The 17,795-nt window shown below is 72.0% G+C and carries 17 protein-coding genes and 1 pseudogene; 13 read left to right on the forward strand and 5 right to left on the reverse strand.

The features are described 5' to 3' along the window. Positions 1 to 669: pseudogene (locus ACFPFQ_RS37270) on the reverse strand (IS3 family transposase); the annotation flags it as partial. Between the two features lie 97 nt (positions 670 to 766). On the opposite strand from ACFPFQ_RS37270, the gene ACFPFQ_RS37275 reads away from it, so the two are divergent. Next, positions 767 to 2,050 (forward strand): HNH endonuclease signature motif containing protein, encoded by a 1,284-nt coding sequence (locus ACFPFQ_RS37275; protein ID WP_379627543.1) that lies wholly within the window; start codon positions 767 to 769, stop codon positions 2,048 to 2,050. Positions 2,051 to 2,055: 5 nt separating this feature from the next. Here ACFPFQ_RS37275 and ACFPFQ_RS37280 read toward each other — a convergent pair whose 3' ends face one another. Next, positions 2,056 to 2,979 (reverse strand): AraC family transcriptional regulator, encoded by a 924-nt coding sequence (locus ACFPFQ_RS37280; protein ID WP_379627545.1) that lies wholly within the window; start codon positions 2,977 to 2,979, stop codon positions 2,056 to 2,058. A gap of 103 nt (positions 2,980 to 3,082) precedes the next feature. On the opposite strand from ACFPFQ_RS37280, the gene ACFPFQ_RS37285 reads away from it, so the two are divergent. After that, positions 3,083 to 4,003, forward strand: a complete 921-nt coding sequence (locus tag ACFPFQ_RS37285) for an NADP-dependent oxidoreductase (protein ID WP_379627547.1) — start codon at positions 3,083 to 3,085, stop codon at positions 4,001 to 4,003. Between the two features lie 21 nt (positions 4,004 to 4,024). Here the strand turns inward: ACFPFQ_RS37285 and ACFPFQ_RS37290 are convergent, their stop codons facing one another. Next, the gene (locus ACFPFQ_RS37290) at positions 4,025 to 5,956 is read right to left on the reverse strand and encodes an acetoacetate--CoA ligase (RefSeq protein ID WP_379627549.1); all 1,932 of its coding nucleotides are present in this window, start codon (positions 5,954 to 5,956) and stop codon (positions 4,025 to 4,027) included. 41 nt (positions 5,957 to 5,997) lie between these two features. After that, complete coding sequence (locus ACFPFQ_RS37295; RefSeq protein ID WP_379627550.1) at positions 5,998 to 6,147, reverse strand: hypothetical protein; 150 nt, start codon at positions 6,145 to 6,147, stop codon at positions 5,998 to 6,000. Between the two features lie 260 nt (positions 6,148 to 6,407). Here ACFPFQ_RS37295 and ACFPFQ_RS37300 point away from each other — a divergent pair, with 260 nt between their 5' ends. The 3 genes from ACFPFQ_RS37300 to ACFPFQ_RS37310 all read left to right on the forward strand — a co-directional run bounded on the left by ACFPFQ_RS37300 (position 6,408) and on the right by ACFPFQ_RS37310 (position 8,693). Then, positions 6,408 to 6,974, forward strand: a complete 567-nt coding sequence (locus ACFPFQ_RS37300) for a DUF2889 domain-containing protein (protein WP_379627552.1) — start codon at positions 6,408 to 6,410, stop codon at positions 6,972 to 6,974. A 54-nt stretch (positions 6,975 to 7,028) separates the two neighbouring features. Further along, the gene (locus tag ACFPFQ_RS37305) at positions 7,029 to 7,937 is read left to right on the forward strand and encodes an alpha/beta fold hydrolase (RefSeq protein WP_379627554.1); all 909 of its coding nucleotides are present in this window, start codon (positions 7,029 to 7,031) and stop codon (positions 7,935 to 7,937) included. A 114-nt stretch (positions 7,938 to 8,051) separates the two neighbouring features. Further along, positions 8,052 to 8,693 (forward strand): hypothetical protein, encoded by a 642-nt coding sequence (locus tag ACFPFQ_RS37310; RefSeq protein ID WP_379627556.1) that lies wholly within the window; start codon positions 8,052 to 8,054, stop codon positions 8,691 to 8,693. 7 nt (positions 8,694 to 8,700) lie between these two features. Here the strand turns inward: ACFPFQ_RS37310 and ACFPFQ_RS37315 are convergent, their stop codons facing one another. After that, positions 8,701 to 9,453, reverse strand: coding sequence for an SDR family oxidoreductase (locus ACFPFQ_RS37315; RefSeq protein WP_379627557.1), 753 nt, complete (start codon positions 9,451 to 9,453; stop codon positions 8,701 to 8,703). Between the two features lie 97 nt (positions 9,454 to 9,550). Between ACFPFQ_RS37315 and ACFPFQ_RS37320 the strand changes: the two genes are divergently transcribed. The 8 genes from ACFPFQ_RS37320 to ACFPFQ_RS37355 all read left to right on the forward strand — a co-directional run bounded on the left by ACFPFQ_RS37320 (position 9,551) and on the right by ACFPFQ_RS37355 (position 17,785). After that, positions 9,551 to 10,042: an RrF2 family transcriptional regulator gene (locus tag ACFPFQ_RS37320; RefSeq protein WP_379627559.1), complete on the forward strand. Its 492-nt coding sequence runs from the start codon at positions 9,551 to 9,553 to the stop codon at positions 10,040 to 10,042. Positions 10,043 to 10,189: 147 nt separating this feature from the next. Next, positions 10,190 to 11,317, forward strand: coding sequence for a carboxylate-amine ligase (locus tag ACFPFQ_RS37325; RefSeq protein WP_379627561.1), 1,128 nt, complete (start codon positions 10,190 to 10,192; stop codon positions 11,315 to 11,317). A gap of 303 nt (positions 11,318 to 11,620) precedes the next feature. Continuing rightward, positions 11,621 to 12,466, forward strand: a complete 846-nt coding sequence (locus ACFPFQ_RS37330) for an STAS domain-containing protein (protein WP_379627563.1) — start codon at positions 11,621 to 11,623, stop codon at positions 12,464 to 12,466. Beyond that, on the forward strand, positions 12,466 to 12,915 hold the full coding sequence (locus ACFPFQ_RS37335; RefSeq protein WP_379627564.1) for an STAS domain-containing protein: 450 nt from the start codon (positions 12,466 to 12,468) through the stop codon (positions 12,913 to 12,915). The genes ACFPFQ_RS37330 and ACFPFQ_RS37335 overlap by 1 nt, the downstream gene beginning before the upstream one ends. Further along, entirely contained in the window at positions 12,912 to 13,322 is a 411-nt protein-coding gene (locus ACFPFQ_RS37340; protein WP_379627566.1) for an anti-sigma regulatory factor, read from the forward strand. Before ACFPFQ_RS37335 ends, ACFPFQ_RS37340 begins: the two co-directional genes overlap by 4 nt. Positions 13,323 to 13,326: 4 nt before the next feature. Continuing rightward, on the forward strand, positions 13,327 to 14,415 hold the full coding sequence (locus ACFPFQ_RS37345; RefSeq protein WP_379627568.1) for a SpoIIE family protein phosphatase: 1,089 nt from the start codon (positions 13,327 to 13,329) through the stop codon (positions 14,413 to 14,415). After that, on the forward strand, positions 14,412 to 16,199 hold the full coding sequence (locus ACFPFQ_RS37350) for an ATP-binding protein (RefSeq protein WP_379627570.1): 1,788 nt from the start codon (positions 14,412 to 14,414) through the stop codon (positions 16,197 to 16,199). The genes ACFPFQ_RS37345 and ACFPFQ_RS37350 overlap by 4 nt, the downstream gene beginning before the upstream one ends. Further along, on the forward strand, positions 16,196 to 17,785 hold the full coding sequence (locus tag ACFPFQ_RS37355) for a SpoIIE family protein phosphatase (protein ID WP_379627572.1): 1,590 nt from the start codon (positions 16,196 to 16,198) through the stop codon (positions 17,783 to 17,785). The genes ACFPFQ_RS37350 and ACFPFQ_RS37355 overlap by 4 nt, the downstream gene beginning before the upstream one ends. Positions 17,786 to 17,795: the final 10 nt, after the last annotated feature.

Genomic DNA, 17,795 nt, shown 5'->3' on the forward strand with positions numbered 1-17,795 from the left:
TCCAGTCCTTCGTCGCCACTGCCGAACACCTCCATGATCGAGGTGTTGCGACGACCAGTTGAATCCGCCCACCGATCCGTGGTCGGAATGGAAGATCGCCCCGGTCAGGGCGGCGCTGGTCTGCGCGGCGTTGGTCAGCGCGTCGGCGACGAGGTCGACGCGCATGTGGTCGGTGACCGACCAGCCCGCCAGGCGCCGGCTGTAGCAGTCGATCACCGTGGCCAGGTACAGGTTCGACCCGTCGGCCAGTGGCAGATGGGCGAGGTTCGGCGCCGGGGCGGTGAAGTCCCGTTTGAGCAGGTCGGGGACCTTCTGGTCGGCGGGCTCGGGGATCGTGGTCGTGACCCGGCAGCGGCGCCGGTAGCCGGCGATGCCGTGTTCACGCATCACCCGCGCGACCCGCTTGTGGTTGACCCGCTCGCCGGGCGGGACGCCGTCGTTGAGCTCGGCGGTCGCCCGTGGAGCCCCGACGGTGTTGTCGTCGGTGTGGATCCTGCGGATCCGCGCGGCGAGCGCGGCGTCGGCTGCGGCCCGCCGCGCGCGGGCTCGGGCACCTTTCTGCCATGCGTAGTAGGAGGACCGCTCGATCTCGACGAGCGCGCACAGCCGCTTCACCGGGTAGGTGGTGGAGTTGTCAGCGACGAACTGGAAGCGACTCACCCGCGCTGCGCGCGCACGGCCGATACGACACGCACAACAGCTCTGAGCTGCAGAAATACCTCTCGAAACACTAGAGATCGAACATGTGTTCGAGTAGGATGTGAGTATGTCTGGCACCGTCGCCGACGCGCACCGCCTCCTTCGCGAGGCGACCGTTGCGCTGCGATCCGTGGTCGAGCACGGCAGCGATGACGAGCGCCTCGCCCCGCTGCGGGTCAGCGAAGGAGTCCGGCGGCAGCTGACCGTGCTCACCGTCGACACCGTGGCCGAGCTGCAGCGGCGGGGCGCGTTCGTCGAGCGCGGCTACAAGTCGGCCAACCGGGCCCTGGTCGATCAGCTCGGGTTCGAATGGGCCGAGGCCCGCCGCCATTCGATGGCCGCTGAACAAGTCTGCCCACGCGTCTCCCTCGACGGCGCCATACTGCCGGCCTTGTTGCCGGCCACCGCAGCGGCATTCCACGCCGGACAGGCGACCTTGCGTCACGTCGAAGTCATCGCCAAGGTGCTGTCGAGCTCTGCCGCATCGCGGGTCAGCACCAGCGACCTCGCCGTGGTCGAGGCCGAGTTGGCCGCGACCGCCGCGACGACGACGCCGGATCGGTTGTTCCGCCACGGCACCGACCTGATCACCCTGCTCGACCAGGACGGACCTGAGCCCGACAACCGGGATCCGCAACCCGTTGATGACCTGCAGATCCGCCCCAACAAGAACGGATCCGGCGGCACCATCACCGGCCGGATCGACAGCGCATTGAAGTTCGCCACGATCGCCGCACTCCTCGACGCCAAGTCCAAGCCCCTCGACAAAGAAGACTCGCGCACGATCGGACAACGCCAAGCCGACGCACTCGCCGATACCTGCGGGTTCGTCCTCGACCACGGCGACGTCCCCCACCGCGGCGGACACCGACCGCATGTCAACGTCACCATTTCCTTGCAGGACCTGGAGAACCGGGCCCGCACCGCGATGCTCGAGTTCGGCGGCGCACTCACCGCCAAGGAACTCCGGATCCTGGCCTGCGACTCCGGGATCATCCCCACCGTCCTCGGTGGATCCAGCCAGCTGCTCGACATCGCCCGCACCACCCGCACCATCCCCGACGCCATCCGCAAAGCCCTGATCATCCGCGACCACGGCTGCGCCTGGCCAGGATGCGACCGACCACCCTCCTGGTGCGACGGGCACCACATCCGCTACTGGGAACACGGCGGCGACACCAGCCTCGACAACTGCGTCCTGCTCTGCAAGGCGCATCACCGCCTGCAACACGACAGCGAGTGGATCATCCAGGTCCGCGACGGGCTCCCGGAGTTCATCCCGCCCGCGTGGATCGACCCGCAGCAGGTCCCGCGCAGGAATCCGGCCACCCACCTGCGGCGCGCGGCGTGAACGGATCAGGCGGGGGTTGCGGTCGCGCGCCAGCGGCCCGGCGCGACGCCGTGGTGGCGCTTGAAGGCGGCCGCGAACGAGAACTCCGACGCGTAGCCCAACGAGCGGGCCACCGCGGCCAGGCCCGCGTCGCCGTCGCGCAACTGCTCGCGGGCCAGTGCCATCCGCCAGTTCGTCACGTAGGTGAGCGGGGCGAGGCCGAGCAGGACGGTGAAACGACGCGCGAAGCTCGCCCGCGACAGCGCGGCCTCGGCGGCCAGTCCGGCCACCGTCCACGGTCGGTGCGGCGCGTTGTGGATCGCGCGCAGTGCGGCGCCGATCCCCGGATCGGACATCGCGCGATACCAGTCCGGCGCCGACTCCAGGTCTGCGGTGAGCTGCTCGCGCAACGCCTGGACGAGGATCACGTCCAGGAGGCTGTCCAGCAGCACCTGCTGCCCCGGCGTCTGCTGGAGCAGCTCGCCCGCGAAGACGTCCAGCGTCGCGCGCAGGCCGGAGCCGGCACGCGCGCGCACCACGGTCAGGTCCGGAAGGCCGCTGAGCAGACCGTCGAACAGGTTGCCGTCGAACGTGTAGGCGCCGCAGAAGAACGTGGTCGGGTGGCCGGAACCCGAGCCGAAGTCCATCTTGTTCGCCCCGCCGAACGGGCCCGTGGGCGGATGCTTGTCGAACGGGACCACGGGGGCGCCCGGGGCGTGCGCCATCTGCTGCGACGACGGGCCGCGCACCAGCACCAGATCACCGGCGAGCACCCGGCGGGCATCAGCGGGACTGTCCGTCCAGGCGAACGCCTCGCCACCGAGGATCCCGTGAATGGCGAGCTTGGCCCCGCGCGGGAACTGCACGCCCCAGTCACCGCGCGCCGTCGAGTGGGAGAACGCGGCCCCGCGGGCGCGGGAACGCTGCAACAGGTCGGTCAGAACGTCCACAAGATGAGACGATCGCATATTTCATCGCGTCGATCCAGCATGGAGAGACTCATCAGACGCGGGTTGTATGGCTCCTACAGCAGATCCGAACAAGGAGCGTCAGATGTCACTTGCCGTGCAGTTCGACGAGTACGGGGACCTCGAGGTCCTCCAGGTCCGGGAGGTGGCGCGGCCGACACCGGGGGCGGGCGAGGTGCTCGTCCGGGTCCGAGCAGCCGGGATCAACCCCGGGGAGAACCTGATCCGCGGCGGGGGCCTGCACGAGACGTGGCCCGCGTCCTTCCCCTCCGGAGAGGGCAGCGACCTGGCCGGAGTCATCGAGGAGATCGGGCCGAACGTGTCGACGTGGGCGGTGGGCGCGGAGGTGATCGGCTGGGTGGACACCCGGGCCAGCCATGCCGAGCTCGTCGTCGTGCCCGCCGAGCACCTGGTGCACCGCGACCCCGCCGTGTCGTGGGAGATGGGCGGGGCGCTGTTCGTCGCCGGTGCCACCGCCCACGCGACGGTGCGCGCCATCGCCGCGGGCCCGGGCGACACCGTCGTGGTCTCCGGTGCGGCGGGCGGGGTGGGGTCGCTGGCCGTGCAGCTCGCGCGCCGAGCAGGCGCAACCGTCATCGGGCTGGCGAGCGCGGCCAACCACGACTGGCTCACCGGCCACGGCATCATCCCGGTGACCTACGGCGACGGCGTCGCCGACCGCATCCGGGCGGTCGCGCCCGGCGGGGTGGACGCGTTCATCGACACGTTCGGCAGCGGCTACGTCGACCTCGCGCTGGAACTCGGCGTCGCGCCGGACCGGATCAACACGATCATCGACTGGGAGGCCGCCGCGCGCACCGGCGTCAAGGTCGAGGGGTCGATGGCGGCGTCCACCGCGGAGGTTCTCGGCGAGCTCGCGAAGCTCGTCGCGGCGGGCGAGCTCGAGGTCCCGATCGCCGCCACGTTCCCGCTCACCGAGGTCCGCGCCGCCTACCGGGAGCTCATGCAGCGGCACACCCGCGGCAAGATCGTGCTGCTGCCCTGAACCGGACGGGCGCGGCACCCCTCACCGACCCGGCTCCAGGAAGGCGGTGACCGCCGCGAAGTCCGTGACGGCGTCCGCACTGATCACCTCGGCTACCGGCCGGCCCTGCAGGATCTGCTTGATGGGCTTCTCCAGCTTCTTGCCCGTCATCGTGCGGGGCACGGCCGGCACCGCCGCGATCGCGTCGGGGACGTGGCGCGGCGAGAGCTCGGACCGCAGTGCGCCGCGGATCCGGTTGCGCAGCGCGTCGTCGAGCGTGGCATCGCCGACCAACGCGACGAACAGCAGGAGCCGCCCGGGGCCGCCCTCGGCGTCCTCCAGGTGCACGACCAGCGAGTCGGAGACCTCGGGCAGCTCCTCCACCACCGCGTAGAACTCCGCGGTGCCCAGCCGCACCCCGCCGCGGTTGAGCGTGGCGTCGGAGCGCCCGGAGATCACGAAGCTGCGGTGCGGCGACATCGTCACCCAGTCCCCGTGCCGCCAGACCCCCGGGTAGGCGTCGAAGTAGGAGGAGCGGTACCGCTCATCGCCCGGGTCGTTCCAGAAGCCGACCGGCATCGACGGCATCGGCTGCCGGATCACCAGCTCCCCCACCTCGTCGACGACCTCGTTGCCCGCCGGGTCGAACGCCGTCACGTCCACACCGAGGCACGGGCCGGCCAGCTCACCCCGGTACACCGGCAACCAGGGGTTGCCGGCCACGAACCCGGAGCAGACGTCGGTGCCACCGCTCATCGAGTTGACCAGCACCTCGGTGCCCAGCTGTTCGGCTGCCCAGTCGAAACCGTCGTCGGGCAGCGGCGAGCCGGTGATCCCCAGCATGCGCAGCGCGGAGAGGTCGACCTCACGGGCGGGCTCGATCCCGGCCTTGCGACACGCCATCAGGTAGGCGGGGCTCGTGCCCAGCAGCGCGACGCCCGCATCGGCCGCGATCCGCCACTGCGCCATGAGGTCCGGGTGCAACGGGTTACCGTCGACGAGCACCACCGCCGCCCGCAGCAGCAGGCCCGAGATCAGGATGTTCCACATCGTCCACGCGGTGGTCGTGAACCAGAGGACTCGGTCGCCGGGGCGCGTGTCGAGCTGGAACGCGTGCGTCTTGAGGTGCTCGAGCAGGATCCCGCCGTGACCATGGACGATGGCCTTGGGCAACCCGGTCGTGCCGCTGGAGAACAGGACGTAGAGCGGGTGGTCGAAGGGCACCCGGTCGAACGCGACGGGACCCGGTTGAGCCAGCAGTTGCGCCCACGCCACTGCGTCGGGCACCTCGTGCGGGCCGTAGGGCACCGCGACGACGTGGCGCAGCGACGGCAGACCGGCCCGGATCGCCGCCACCTCGACCGTCTTGTCGATCTCCTTGGCCCCGTAGGTGTAGCCGCCGACGGTGAGCAGGACGGTGGGCTCGATCTGCGCGAACCGGTCCACGACGCTGCGGGCACCGAACTCGGGCGCGCACGACGCCCAGATCGCGCCGAGCGACGCGCAGGCCAGGAACGTCACGAGCGCCTCGGGGATGTTGGGCACGAACCCGACGACACGGTCTCCCCGGCCGACCCCCAGCCGCTGCAGCCCGGCGCGGGCACGCCCGACCTGCTCGGCCAGCTCCCCGAAGGTCAGATCGAGACGCTCGCGGGTCTGCGAGTACGCGAGCACCGCCACGCGGTCGGCGTCCTCGGGCCGTCCGAGCATGTGCTCGGCGTAGTTGAGCTCGGCACCGGGAAACCACTGCGCGCCCGGCATCGCGGGCGAACCCAGGACGTCGGTGAACGTGCCCTGGACGCCGAAGTGCTCCCAGATCGACGCCCAGAACCCCTCGATGTCCTCGACCGACCACCGCCACAGCTCGTCGTAGGAGGCGAACGGGCGGCCGCGGGCGGCCAGCCACCGGACGTAGCCGCCGAGCCCGGTGACGTCGAGAACATCGGCGTCGGGGGTCCTGATCACGGAGCTCATGCCCCATTGTCGGCATGCCGGCACCCGGCGCAAGGAGGTGGCTACGCCCCGGCGACGACGGTGCAGGTGGAGAACTGGTTGGCCCCACCCTGACCCGTCGCGACGGCGATCCGCGCGTCGGCCGCCGCACACAGCCCCAGCGGGGCGTACGCCATCGTCTCGCCATGGGTGAACGGGGCGTGGATCTCCACGACCTGGGCGACGCAGCGTGATCATGTCGACCAGGTCGCCGATCGGGCGCCGCAACCGATCGCCGATGTTGTAGGTGTCGCTGACCGACGCGCGCCCGAGCACCCGGGCCAGCGGGCGGCCGTTGCCCTGCACGTGAGCCGGCCACCGGTGTTGACGCGCAGGCTCCACCGCCCGACCGCGCGCCGCCGGACGTCGCGAGTTCCTGCTCGTCGTGGCCCCGCTGCCCATCCATCAGGCTGTCGGCAGTCCCGTCGCACCGGTGGCGGTGATCGAGGTGGGGTCCTCCACCGACCGCTCGGCCCGCCGCGAGAAGTCCGTCGACCTGGTGCCGCTGTCCGACGCCGCGATCCGGCTCGTGGCCGTGCTGCGCGACACCAGCGTGGCCGTCGACGACCCGACCGACGTCGAGCTCATCCACGACCTGCGCATCGAGGCCAGCGTCTCGGTGCCCGACCTGGTCATCACCGGCGTCACCGGCCACGCCGAGCAGCAGCCCTACGACCGGTGCGCCTTCACCGCCGCGCCGATCGCCCGACTGAAGGGTCTGAGCCTCAGCCGCGGCTACCGGCGCAACGTCCTCGAGATCATGGGCGGCACGCGGGGCTGCAGCCACTTCCTCACCCTCGCCCTCGACCTCTCGGCCGCCCACGTGCTCACCGTCTACCTGCAGATGCGCACCCGGACGGAGCACACCGCCGCTAACCGGGCGGACGGCACCTGGGCCCGCACCGGGCTGGACGTCGCGCCCGGCCTGATGAACGCGTGCTACTCCCTCGCCGCGGACTCGCCGGTCCAGCAGCTCGCGTTGCGCCGGGCGCCGGACTGAGGGTTCGCACACACCGCAGTTGCCCCGCAGCGGTCCGTGGCGTACGGGTTGTGGGTGACGAACCCCCAGGCTCCGGCTCCGAGCACCGTCGAGACGATCTCCATCGACGCGGGTGAGGTGAAGTTGCAGGCCGACGCGCACGGCGACCCCGCCGCCACGCCGGTCGTCCTGCTGCACGGCGGCGGGCAGACCCGGATGTCGTGGCGGGACACCGCAGTGGACCTCGGTGCCGACGGCTGGTACGCGCTCACCGTCGACCAGCGCGGACACGGCGACAGCGAGTGGTCTCCCGACCAGGGCTACAGCCTCGACCGCTTCGCCGACGACATCACGCGCATCGTCGAACACCTCGAACGGCCGCCCGTTCTCGTCGGGGCGTCGCTGGGCGGCAACGCCGCGCTCGCCGCGCTGGGCAGGCGTCCCGACCTCGCGCTCGGGCTGGTGCTCGTGGACGTCTCACCCTTCCTGCAGCCGCAGGGAACCGACCGGATCCGCGCGTTCATGACGGCGCGGCCCGACGGCTACGCGACCCTCGACGAGGTGGCCGACGCCGTGGCCGAGTACCTCCCACACCGCCCCCGCCCCCGCAACGTCGACGGTCTGCGCAAGAACCTGCGCCAGCGCGACGGCCGCTGGTTCTGGCACTGGGACCCGGCGTTCCTGCGCTCCTCCAGCGACCAGGCCGTGCAGCGCGACAAGCTCATCGACCCCGCCCGGCTCGGCGCTGCCGCCATGACGCTGCGGGTGCCGACGATGCTCGTGCGCGGTGGCAGCTCCGACGTGCTCAGCGTCGAGGACGCCGGCCGGTTCCTCGACCTCGTCCCGCACTCGGAGTACGCGTCGATCCCCGGCGCCCACCACATGGTCGCAGGCGACGACAACGCGATCTTCGAGACCGTGCTGACCGACTTCCTCGCCCGCCGCATCCGGTCGCGCCAGCAGCTGCTCACGTCGGGGCGCTGAGGCTCGGCCGACTCTCTCAAGCGCTGAGGCTCGCGCGCATCCCGAACATCACCTGCGCGCCCGGCCCGAAGATCACCGGAATTGTCGTACCCCTCCGGTAGCGTCCTGACCAGCATGATCGAAGAACGAGAAGTCGCGGTTCCTGATCTCGGCGACGAGTTCGTGGCCGTCGCCGAGGAGCTCCTGCAGGCCCTGCACGCGCTCGTCGGCGCACCGCCCGCCGATTCGCCGCGCACCACGCTGCCCGCCGTGCTCGCCGACGGATCCGGCATCGAGGCGCTCGATCGGATCTGGATGCGCGTGCTGCCGACCCAGGAGCTCACCAGCCCGCGTCTGGTCGGCACCGATCGACACACCGAGCTCGGCCGCCTGTCGTTCGTCACGCTCGCGGCCGCCGATCTCGCCACCCTCGGCCACGCGATCCGCGAGATCGGCAGCGGCCACCTCCGCGGCGAGCCCCGCATCACCGAGCTGCTCGCCACCTTCGCCGACACGGCGCCGCCGCCTGCGGTGAGCGGCCACACCCCCGGCGACATCGTCGCCTCCTTCGCCGCCTGGCACGGGCTGCTCGACCTCGCCTGGACCTCCGACGCGGAGCAGCTGCGCCACCACATCGCGACGGCGGCCGCCGATCGGGAGGTACTCCTCGACGCCGCCGCGCAGCAGGCCCACGAGCGCCTCACCGAACGGTTCGCGGCCATGTGGGGTCCCCGCAACGACACCCCCACCAGCCCCGCGCCCCCGGACCCGGGCTGATCAAGGCTCAGCGAGCTGCGGCCAGCGCGGTCGCGCGCCAGTCGGCGTAGCGGACGGTGGCGATGCGTGCGCCGTTGCGGGTCAGCAGCACGTCGCCGGGAACGGCGGCGAACATCCCGGCCGTGTCATCGGTGATGACCGGCCGCGGGTCACCCTTGGCTGCGAGTGCGATGCGGCCCAGCTCGTCGAGCGCGTAGATGTCCGGCCCGCCCAGGTCGAGGACGCCGTTGCGCGGTGTCCCGGCGGCGACCTCGGCCACGGTGGCGGCGACGTCGGCCGCCGCGACCGGCTGGATCGGCGTGCGGGGCAGCCGGACACCGTGCTCGTCGGCGGTCCAGGACAGCACCGCGTCGATGAACTCCATGAACTGCGTGGCCCGCACGATGGAGTACGAGACGGTGCCGGCCCGCAGGATCTCCTCCTGCAGCGCCTTGGCCCGGTAGTAGTCGAGCGCGGGCACCTGATCGACGCCGACGATGGACAGGATCACGAAGTGCCCCACGCCGGCGTCCTGCGAAGCGGCCAGCAGGTTGTCCATGGAGGTCTGGAAGAACTCCGGCGACGCTGCGTCGAACGTCGGCGAGTTCGTCAGGTTCACCACCACGTCCGCACCGGCGACCGCCGCGGCCACACCCTGCCCGGTGATCACGTCCACGCCCGTGGACAGCGCGTGCGGTACGGCCTCGTGCCCGGCGGTGTTCAGGTTCTCGACCACCCGGGAGCCGATCAGCCCGGTTCCCCCGATGACGGAGATCTTCACGATGTCCACCCCTTCACAAACTCGGATACTTGATGTCCGAGACAATACTCGGACGCTTGGTGTCCGAGTCAAGCCCGGTAGGGAATAGGGTGGTGTCGTGAAGATCTCCGGCGGGGTCGAGTGGGCGCTGCACTGCTGTGTCGTGCTCACCTCCGCGCACGAGCCGGCTCCCGCGGCGCGGCTGGCGCAGCTGCACGACGTGTCACCCAGCTACCTCGCCAAGCAGCTCCAGGCGCTCTCCCGCGCCGGGCTCGTCTCCTCGGTCCAGGGCAAGGCGGGCGGCTACGTCCTCACCCGCTCCCCCGAGCTGATCACCGTGCTCGACGTCGTCGAGGCCATCGACGGGCCCGGCCCGGCCTTCGTCTGCACCGAGATCCGCCAACGCGGCCCGCTCGCCGCCGCACCGGAGGCATGCACGGCCCCGTGCGCCATCACCCGCGCCATGGCGGGCGCCGAAACCGCCTGGCGCCAGAGCCTGCGCTCCGTCACCATCGCCGACCTGGCCCGCGACGTCGACGGCGACTACGGCAACGGCGCGCTCGCCGTCTACGGCAACTGGCTCACCGGCGGCGCTGACACGCGCACCTGAGCGGGCTCACCTGAGCAGGCGCCGCGGCGGCAGGAACCACCCGAAGATCAGCACGATGACCGTGACGGCACCCGCGTGCAGAACATCACCGTCGAGACAACCCGCGCCCGGTGGGCAGCGCCGGTCGGCCGGCCCGATACTGCTGCCATGACCGCTGGGGAACTCCCGAGATCCGTTGGTGTCGAGGAGGAGTTCCTGCTCGTCGATCCCGACTCCGGGCAGCCGCGGGCCGTGGCCGGAGCGGTCCTGACCTCCGCAGCGCGCGAGGCCGCGAACCATGGGGACGTCGGGGACATCGGGGACGACGGGGACCTGACCGGCGAGCTGCAACGCGAGCAGGTGGAGACCGGCACCCGGCCCTGCCACGACCTCGGTGACCTGCACAGCGAACTGCTCCGCACCCGCAGCCGGGCTGCCGCCGCTGCCCGGTCCAGGGGCGTCGCGCTGGCACCGCTGGCGACCTCGCCGGTGCCCGTCACCCCGACGGTCGTCGCCGCAGCCCGCTACCAGCACATGCTCGAGGTCTTCGGGCTGACCGGGTCCGAGCAGCTGACGTGCGGCTGCCACGTGCACGTGGGCATCGCGTCCGAGGAGGAGGGCGTTGCCGCGCTCGACCGCATCCGGCCGTGGCTGGCGCCCCTGCTCGCGCTCTCGGCCAACTCGCCGTTCTGGGACGGCGCGTACTCCGGCTACGGCAGCTTCCGCAGCCAGGTGTGGGGGCGCTGGCCCTCGGCCGGACCGACCGGCCTGTTCGGCTCACTCGCCGGCTACCGCGAGGTCACCGGGGCCATGCTCGACACGGCCACCGTCATCGACGACGGCATGCTCTACTTCGACGCCCGCCTCTCCGCCCACCACCCGACCCTCGAGATCCGGGTGGCCGACGTCTGCCTCGAACCCCAGGACGCCGTGCTCGTCGCCGCACTCGCCAGGGCGCTCGTCGACACCGCGGTGCGAGACGCCGACGCCGGCATCCCACCCGACCCCGTCCGCACCGAGGTGCTGCGACTGGCCACCTGGCGGGCCGGCCGGTCCGGCCTCGACGACGTGCTGATCGATCCCCGGACCTGGCGACCCGCACCCGCGGCCGATGTGATCACCGCACTGCTCCACCACGTCACCGCGGCGCTGGAGCAGTCGGGCGATCTCCCGGTCGTGCGCGAGCTGATCGGCGCCGTGCTGCGCCGCGGCACCGGCGCCACCCGCCAGCGCGCCGTCCACGAACGCACCGGTGACCTCGCCGCCGTCGTCGCCGCGGCCGTCGTCACCCGGTAGGGCGCTCCTGCGCGGCGGCTTGCTGTGGCACCGGCCGCTGCTTAAGGTTCATCTCGGTTGGACCCACAGCCGGTGGCACGATCGTGCCCGGACGCGGTGACGACCTCGGCTCCCCCGGCCAGATCCGCGTGACGCCCCGCGGAAAGGTCTCGATTGCCCAGCCCACCCAACCCGGCATCGGATCATCGGCTCCGTGGCACGCCCGATCACCGGTTGGGCGCATTACTGTGCGCGGACCGCGCGCGCCACCCGTGCCGATCCGGCTGCAACTTCATCTGCAACGACGTTCTGTGAGGTGTACGAATGGCTGACGAGGGCCAGCTGATACGGGATCTCGTGCGCGGCGACCCCGACCAGGTGCGCACGCTGTGGGTGCGGGCAGCCGCGCCCGCCCTGCAGGGTCGGGTCGCGCAGCCCGAGCTGGAGCGCAGCTGCGGGGAGCTGCTGGCGGCGTTCATCGACGCGCTCGACCGCTCCGAGGTCGACGTGCGGTCCGACGGGTATGCGGGGGTCCGCGCGCTGCTCGGCGAGCTGTCCCGCGACCGCGCCCGGCGGGGGTTCACCCCCACCGAGACGGCATCGGCCATCTTCGCCCTCAAGGAAGCCCTGTTCGGGCTCGCGGGCACCACGGGTCAGGCACAGGAGACCGTGATCGCCATCTCGCGATGGGTCGACGCGCTCGGACTCCTCACGTTCGAGAGCTACAGCCGGGCCCGCGAGGAGGTCATCGCCGAGCAGGCCGAGCAGCTGCTCGAGCTGACCACACCGGTCGTGAAGCTGTGGGACGGCGTGCTCGCGGTGCCCCTCATCGGCACGCTCGACTCCGCGCGCACCCAGATCGTGATGGAGAAGCTGCTCCAGGCGCTGGTCGACACCGGTTCGGAGCACGCCATCATCGACATCACCGGAGTGCCGGCCGTCGACACCGAGGTGGCACAGCACCTGCTCAAGACCGTGGTCGCCGCCCGCCTCATGGGCGCGGAGTGCACGATCTCCGGCATCCGTCCCCAGATCGCCCAGACCATCGTGGCGCTGGGCATCGAGTTCGGTGACATCCCGACGAAGGCGACGCTGGCCGACGCGCTGCTGCACGCCCTGCGCAACAGCGGCGTCGAGGTCGTGCGCCGGGGCCGCGGCAAGGGTCTGTGATGGACCGAGTTCCCATCCTGTCACTCGGCGACGTCCTGCTGGTGTCGATCCAGGTCGACCTGCAGGACGACTCCGTGCTGGCGCTGCAGGAGGACCTGGCCGAGAAGATCGTGGCCACCGGGGCGCGGGGCGTCGCGATCGACATCTCAGGGGTGGAGATCGTCGACTCCTTCATCGGCCGGATGTTCGCCACCACCGCGGCGCTCTCGCGCGTGCTCGACGCCGAGACGGTGGTGGTCGGCATGCGCCCGGCCGTCGCCATCACCCTGGTCGAGCTCGGGCTGTCCCTCGACGGTGTCCGCACGGCGCTCGACCTCGACAAGGGCCTGCGCATCCTGCGCGGGCTGGCCGCCGCGCGCGGGCTGACCGACCTCGACGAAACCGACGTCCTGTTGGCCGGTGAGGGCCGTGGCGTCGGTGACATCGGCGACACGGCGACCGGGCCGTGACCGCACCCGGCGCGGCCGCGACGCTGCCCATCCAGAGCTCCGACGACGTCGTCCGGGTGCGCCAGCTCGTGCGCTCGCTGGCCATCGAGGCCAAGCTGTCGCTGGTCGAGCAGACGAAGGTGATCACAGCGGCCAGCGAGCTCGCCCGCAACACGCTCGTCTACGGCGGATCCGGGATCGCGACGGTCGAGCCGGTCGAGCGCAACGGCCGGCGCGGGGTGCGTGCCAGCTTCGCCGACTCCGGACCCGGGATCCCGGACGTCGCGCAGGCCCTGACCGACGGGTACACCTCAGGCAACGGTCTGGGTCTCGGCCTCGGCGGTGCACGCCGGCTGGTGGACGAGTTCGACCTGACGACCGCGGTCGGCGCAGGCACCACCGTCACGGTCACCAAGTGGGCCCGGTGACCGAATGGACGCGGTGACGAGTCCGAGCGCCGAGGACGTGGCGTGGCTCGTCGTGCAGGATGCGAGCGCGATCGGCGGAGCCCGGCGTTCGGCCGAACACCTGGCCGAACAGCTGGGTCTGCCGGCATCGCGGGTCGCTGAGGTCGGGCTGGCCGTCACGGAGATCGCCACGAACCTGCACCGCCACGCCCACAGCGGGGCGATCCTGCTCCGCGCTCTCCGCGATCACCGCCGCAGCGCGGTGGAGGTGGTCGCCATGGACTCCGGTCCCGGCATCACCGACATCGAGGCCGCGCTGCGCGACGGTGCCTCGACGGGCGGCACTCTCGGCATCGGGCTGGGCGCGATCAGCAGGCTGGCCAACCAGCTCGACATCAGCTCCCACCCGGACCGCGGCACCGTGCTCGTTGCCCGCTTCGAGGCCGCGAAGCGCGGGCGGTCGCGCCACCCCGTCGAGGATGCCGGTGACATCGCCGGCATCACCCGCGCGCTGGGCGGCGAGGACATCTGCGGCGATGCCTACGGCGTCCGACGGGAAGCCGGGCGCGTGTACCTGATGCTGTGCGACGGGTCCGGGCACGGGCCGCTCGCTGCGATGGCGGCCCGCGAGGCCGTGCGCGCCTTCGAGACGACCGAGCAGGCCTTCCTGTCGCCGGAGTCCGCGGTGCGCCGGATCCACAGCGCGCTGACCGGAACCCGCGGCGGCGCCGTCGCGGTTGCTGAGCTCGACGCGCGCACCGGATCCGTCCACTTCGTCGGGGTCGGCAACATCTCCGGCGCCGTCATCCACCCCGACGGCAAGCGCAGCATGACCTCCATCGGCGGCGTGGCCGGCTACCGCCGTCCGACCTTCCGGACCTTCGACTACCCGCTGCCGGCCGGGGCGATGGTGGTGCTGCACTCCGACGGGGTCCGCGCCGACTGGCTCATCGACGACGTGCGCTCCCTGCTGGAACGCCCGCCGCTGCTGCTCGCCGCCACGCTGCTGCGCGACTCCGGGGTGCGCCAGGACGACGCATCCGTGCTGGTCGGGGTGGCCCACGGGGCGCCAGACGAGGTCGCAGCGGCTCCGGTCGAAACGGACCGGCCGTGAGGCGGCCGCGTCCCGGGGAGATCCTGCGCCTCTCGATCCACAGCGAGCAGGACGTCTACCTCGCGCGGCAACGCGGGCGCGACGTCGCCGCGCTCGTGGGGCTGGTGAACCAGGACCAGGTCCGCGTCGCCACGGCCATCAGCGAGCTCAGCAGGGAGATCTGCATGCTCCCGGGGGCCGCGACGATCACGCTGTCGCTCGCCGATCGACCCGCGCCGGCGCTGGTGATCACCGCCGAGTGGACCGGGCGCCTGCCGGGCGGCAGCGGCAGCGAACCGCGGGCAACGGATCTGGCGGCCGTCGAAGGGTTCGCGGCGGCGGCCCGGCTGACCGACACCCACGACGTGATCTCCCGATCCGATGGTGGTTCCGTGGCACTGACGAAACGCCTTCCGCCCGACGCCGGTGGCGCCACGGCCGAGCACGTGGAACGGCTGCGCCGGGAATGCCGGGCTCGGCCGGTCAACTCGCTCGACGCGCTGCGCAGCCAGAACCAGGACCTGCTCGACGCGCTCGAGCACCTGCAGGCGCGGCAGGAGGACCTCGTCCGGGCCAACTCCGAGCTGGAGGAGACCAACCGCGGTGTGCTGGCGATGCACGCCGAGCTGTCGGACGAGCTCGAGCAGACCAACCGCGGCGTCGTCGCGCTCTACGCCGAGCTCGACGAGGCCACCACCCGGCTGCGCGAGGCCAGCGAGAGCAAGACCCGCTTCTGGGCCGGGGTGAGCCACGAGCTGCGCACCCCGCTCAACTCCGTGCTCGGGCTCTCCCGGTTGCTGCTCGACCCCGGATCCGATCCGCTGACCGCCGACCAGCGCTACCAGATCGAGCTGATCAGCGACTCGGGCTCGATGCTCCTCTCACTGGTCAACGACCTGCTCGACGTCGCGAAGGCCGAGTCCGGCCAGATCGAACCGCATCCGGAACCGACGGACGTCTCCATGATCATCGATCACGTCCGGGCGGCGGTGGAGCCCTTGCTCGCCTCGAGCGACGTCGTGATCGTCGTCGACCGGCCGGACCGGGTGGAGCCGGTGGTCACCGACCCGGTGCTGCTCGGGCGGATCCTGCGCAACCTGCTGAGCAACGCGGTCAAGTTCACCCGCCACGGCGAGATCCGGTGCGCCGTGCGTCCCGACCGGGCCGCGGGCGCCGTGGAGATCACGGTGTCCGACACCGGCATCGGGATCCCACTCGAGCACCAGGGCCGCGTCTTCGAGGAGTTCTACCAGGTGCGGAGCGAGCTGCAGCCGGTGCAGGGCGGCACCGGACTGGGCCTGCCCTACGCGCGGCGGGTCGCGGAGATCCTCGGCGGCTCGCTGGGCCTGTCCAGCGAACCGGGGCGCGGCACGGTCATGACGCTCCGGCTCCCGTTCGCCTCCGAGGAGCGACCTCCCGAGCAGCTGAGCGCGGTGCTCGTCGTCGACGACGACCCGGCGTTCCGGCTGATCCTGCGCCACGCGCTCGACGGGCACGCGACGGCCGTGACGGAAGCGGACAACGGCACGGACGCGCTGCGCCGGCTGCGCGAGCACCGGCCCGACCTGGTGCTGCTCGATCTCGACATCCCGGCACCCGACGGCGCTGCCGTGCTCGCCGAGATGCGCCGCGACCCCGCGCTGCACCGGCTGCCGGTGGTCGTGATCACCGCCACCGACCTCGATGCCGACCGGCGAGCCGCGCTGGGCGCCACCGCGGCCGTGCTCGGGAAGGCCCAGTTCACCCCGGATCTGCTGCTGTCCGCCGCGGCCGCGGCGAACCGGCTCGTGGGAGGCACCACATGACCCCCGACATCAGTACCGACGTCGAGAGCCGCGGCGTGGTGCTCGTCGTCGACGACACGCCTGCGAGCCGCTACATCACGAGCAACTGGCTGCGCCGACACGGGTACGAGGTGGTGGAGGCCACCACCGGCGCCGCGGCGCTGGCCGCGCTGGTCGCGCAGCACGTGGACCTGGTCGTGCTCGACGTCGGACTCCCCGACATGAGTGGTTTCGACATCTGCGAGCGCATCAAGTCCACCCCCGCGCTGGGGCACCCGGTGATCCACCTGTCCGCCACCTCGGTGCGGGGCGCCGACCGCGCACACGGGCTCACCCGCGGCGCCGACGCCTACCTGGTGGAACCCGTCGAGCCCGACGAGCTCATCGCCACCGTCGATGCCGTCCTGCGCTACTACCGCGCCCGGGCGAACGCCGAGCAGCTCGCCGAGCGGCTCGGCCGGCTCACCGCGGCGACGCTGGCGATGCAGGGCGCCAGCACCTTCGACGAGCTCTCCGCCGCCATCGCGGGTGGTGCCGCCGCCGTGCTCGCCTGCCCGGCCGTCGCCGTCGTGCGGACACCGAGCGGGCGCCTGCGCCGGGCCGTGGTCGCGGCGACCGGTGCCGCGCCGCAGCTCGACTTCGCGCCACCGGACCTGCTCCGCGACGTGATGGCCGCCCCGGAAGGGATCGTGCATCCGCCCGGATCGGCGGTGCTCGAGAGCCTGCTGCCGCCCGGCCCGGACACCGGGACGGACGACTGGCACGCGCTGGTGGTGCGCCCGCAGAGCTCGGGGCCACCCGTCTGCCTCGCCGTGCAGGTACCGCTGTTGCGCGACGAGCACGTCGGCCTGCTCGTGCAGCTCGGCAACGCCGCCGTGCTCGCCGCCGACACCCGCAGGCTCTACGCCGAGGAGCACAGCCTGGCGCTCACCCTGCAGCGCAGCTTCCTGCCCGACCACCCCCCGGAACGCCCCGGGTTCGACACCGCGGTGCGCTACGTGCCGGCCGCGGACAACGCCGAGATCGGGGGCGACTTCTACGAGATCGTCGAGCTCGACGACGATCAGCTGCTCATCGCGATCGGGGACGTCGCCGGGCACTCCATCCACGCGGCGACCGTGATGGTGGAGCTGCGGCACGCGCTGCGCGCCTACGCCATCGAGGGGCACGGTCCCAGCGCGATCCTCGACCGGCTCGAGACGCTGATCCAGCACTACCACCCCAGCGAGTTCACCACGCTGTGCGTCATGCTGCTCGACGTCGCCGGCAACGAGCTGCTGATCGCCAACGGCGGGCACCTCCCGCCGTTGCTCGTGGAGGGTGGCGAGGGCCGCTACCTCGATGTGAGCGGGCCGATGCTGGGCCTGCGCAGGCCCCACCCGCCCGCGGCCCGGTACGCGCTCCCACCCGCGTGGTCGATCGTGCTGGTCACCGACGGGCTGATCGAGCGGCCGGGCGTGGACCTGGACGACGCGCTGGAGGACCTGCGCGTCGTCGCCGGTGCCGACGCGTCGTCGGACGAGCTGTGCACCAGGCTGCTCGAGCACTTCAGCACCGCGGGGCGCGACGACATCGCCCTGCTCGTGATCCGGCGCTCGGCTGGTTGATGGTTGCGGG

Source organism: Pseudonocardia sp. GCM10023141 (assembly GCF_042653605.1).

What these genes read in the sequence shown, in the direction of transcription:
- ACFPFQ_RS37275 (WP_379627543.1), top strand. Translation starts at nt 767, where the DNA reads ATGTCTGGCACCGTCGCCGACGCGCACCGCCTCCTTCGCGAGGCGACC.
- ACFPFQ_RS37285 (WP_379627547.1), top strand. Translation starts at nt 3,083, where the DNA reads ATGTCACTTGCCGTGCAGTTCGACGAGTACGGGGACCTCGAGGTCCTC.
- ACFPFQ_RS37290 (WP_379627549.1), bottom strand. Translation starts at nt 5,956, where the DNA reads ATGAGCTCCGTGATCAGGACCCCCGACGCCGATGTTCTCGACGTCACC.
- ACFPFQ_RS37310 (WP_379627556.1), top strand. Translation starts at nt 8,052, where the DNA reads ATGATCGAAGAACGAGAAGTCGCGGTTCCTGATCTCGGCGACGAGTTC.
- ACFPFQ_RS37325 (WP_379627561.1), top strand. Translation starts at nt 10,190, where the DNA reads ATGACCGCTGGGGAACTCCCGAGATCCGTTGGTGTCGAGGAGGAGTTC.
- ACFPFQ_RS37330 (WP_379627563.1), top strand. Translation starts at nt 11,621, where the DNA reads ATGGCTGACGAGGGCCAGCTGATACGGGATCTCGTGCGCGGCGACCCC.
- ACFPFQ_RS37335 (WP_379627564.1), top strand. Translation starts at nt 12,466, where the DNA reads ATGGACCGAGTTCCCATCCTGTCACTCGGCGACGTCCTGCTGGTGTCG.
- ACFPFQ_RS37345 (WP_379627568.1), top strand. Translation starts at nt 13,327, where the DNA reads ATGGACGCGGTGACGAGTCCGAGCGCCGAGGACGTGGCGTGGCTCGTC.
- ACFPFQ_RS37355 (WP_379627572.1), top strand. Translation starts at nt 16,196, where the DNA reads ATGACCCCCGACATCAGTACCGACGTCGAGAGCCGCGGCGTGGTGCTC.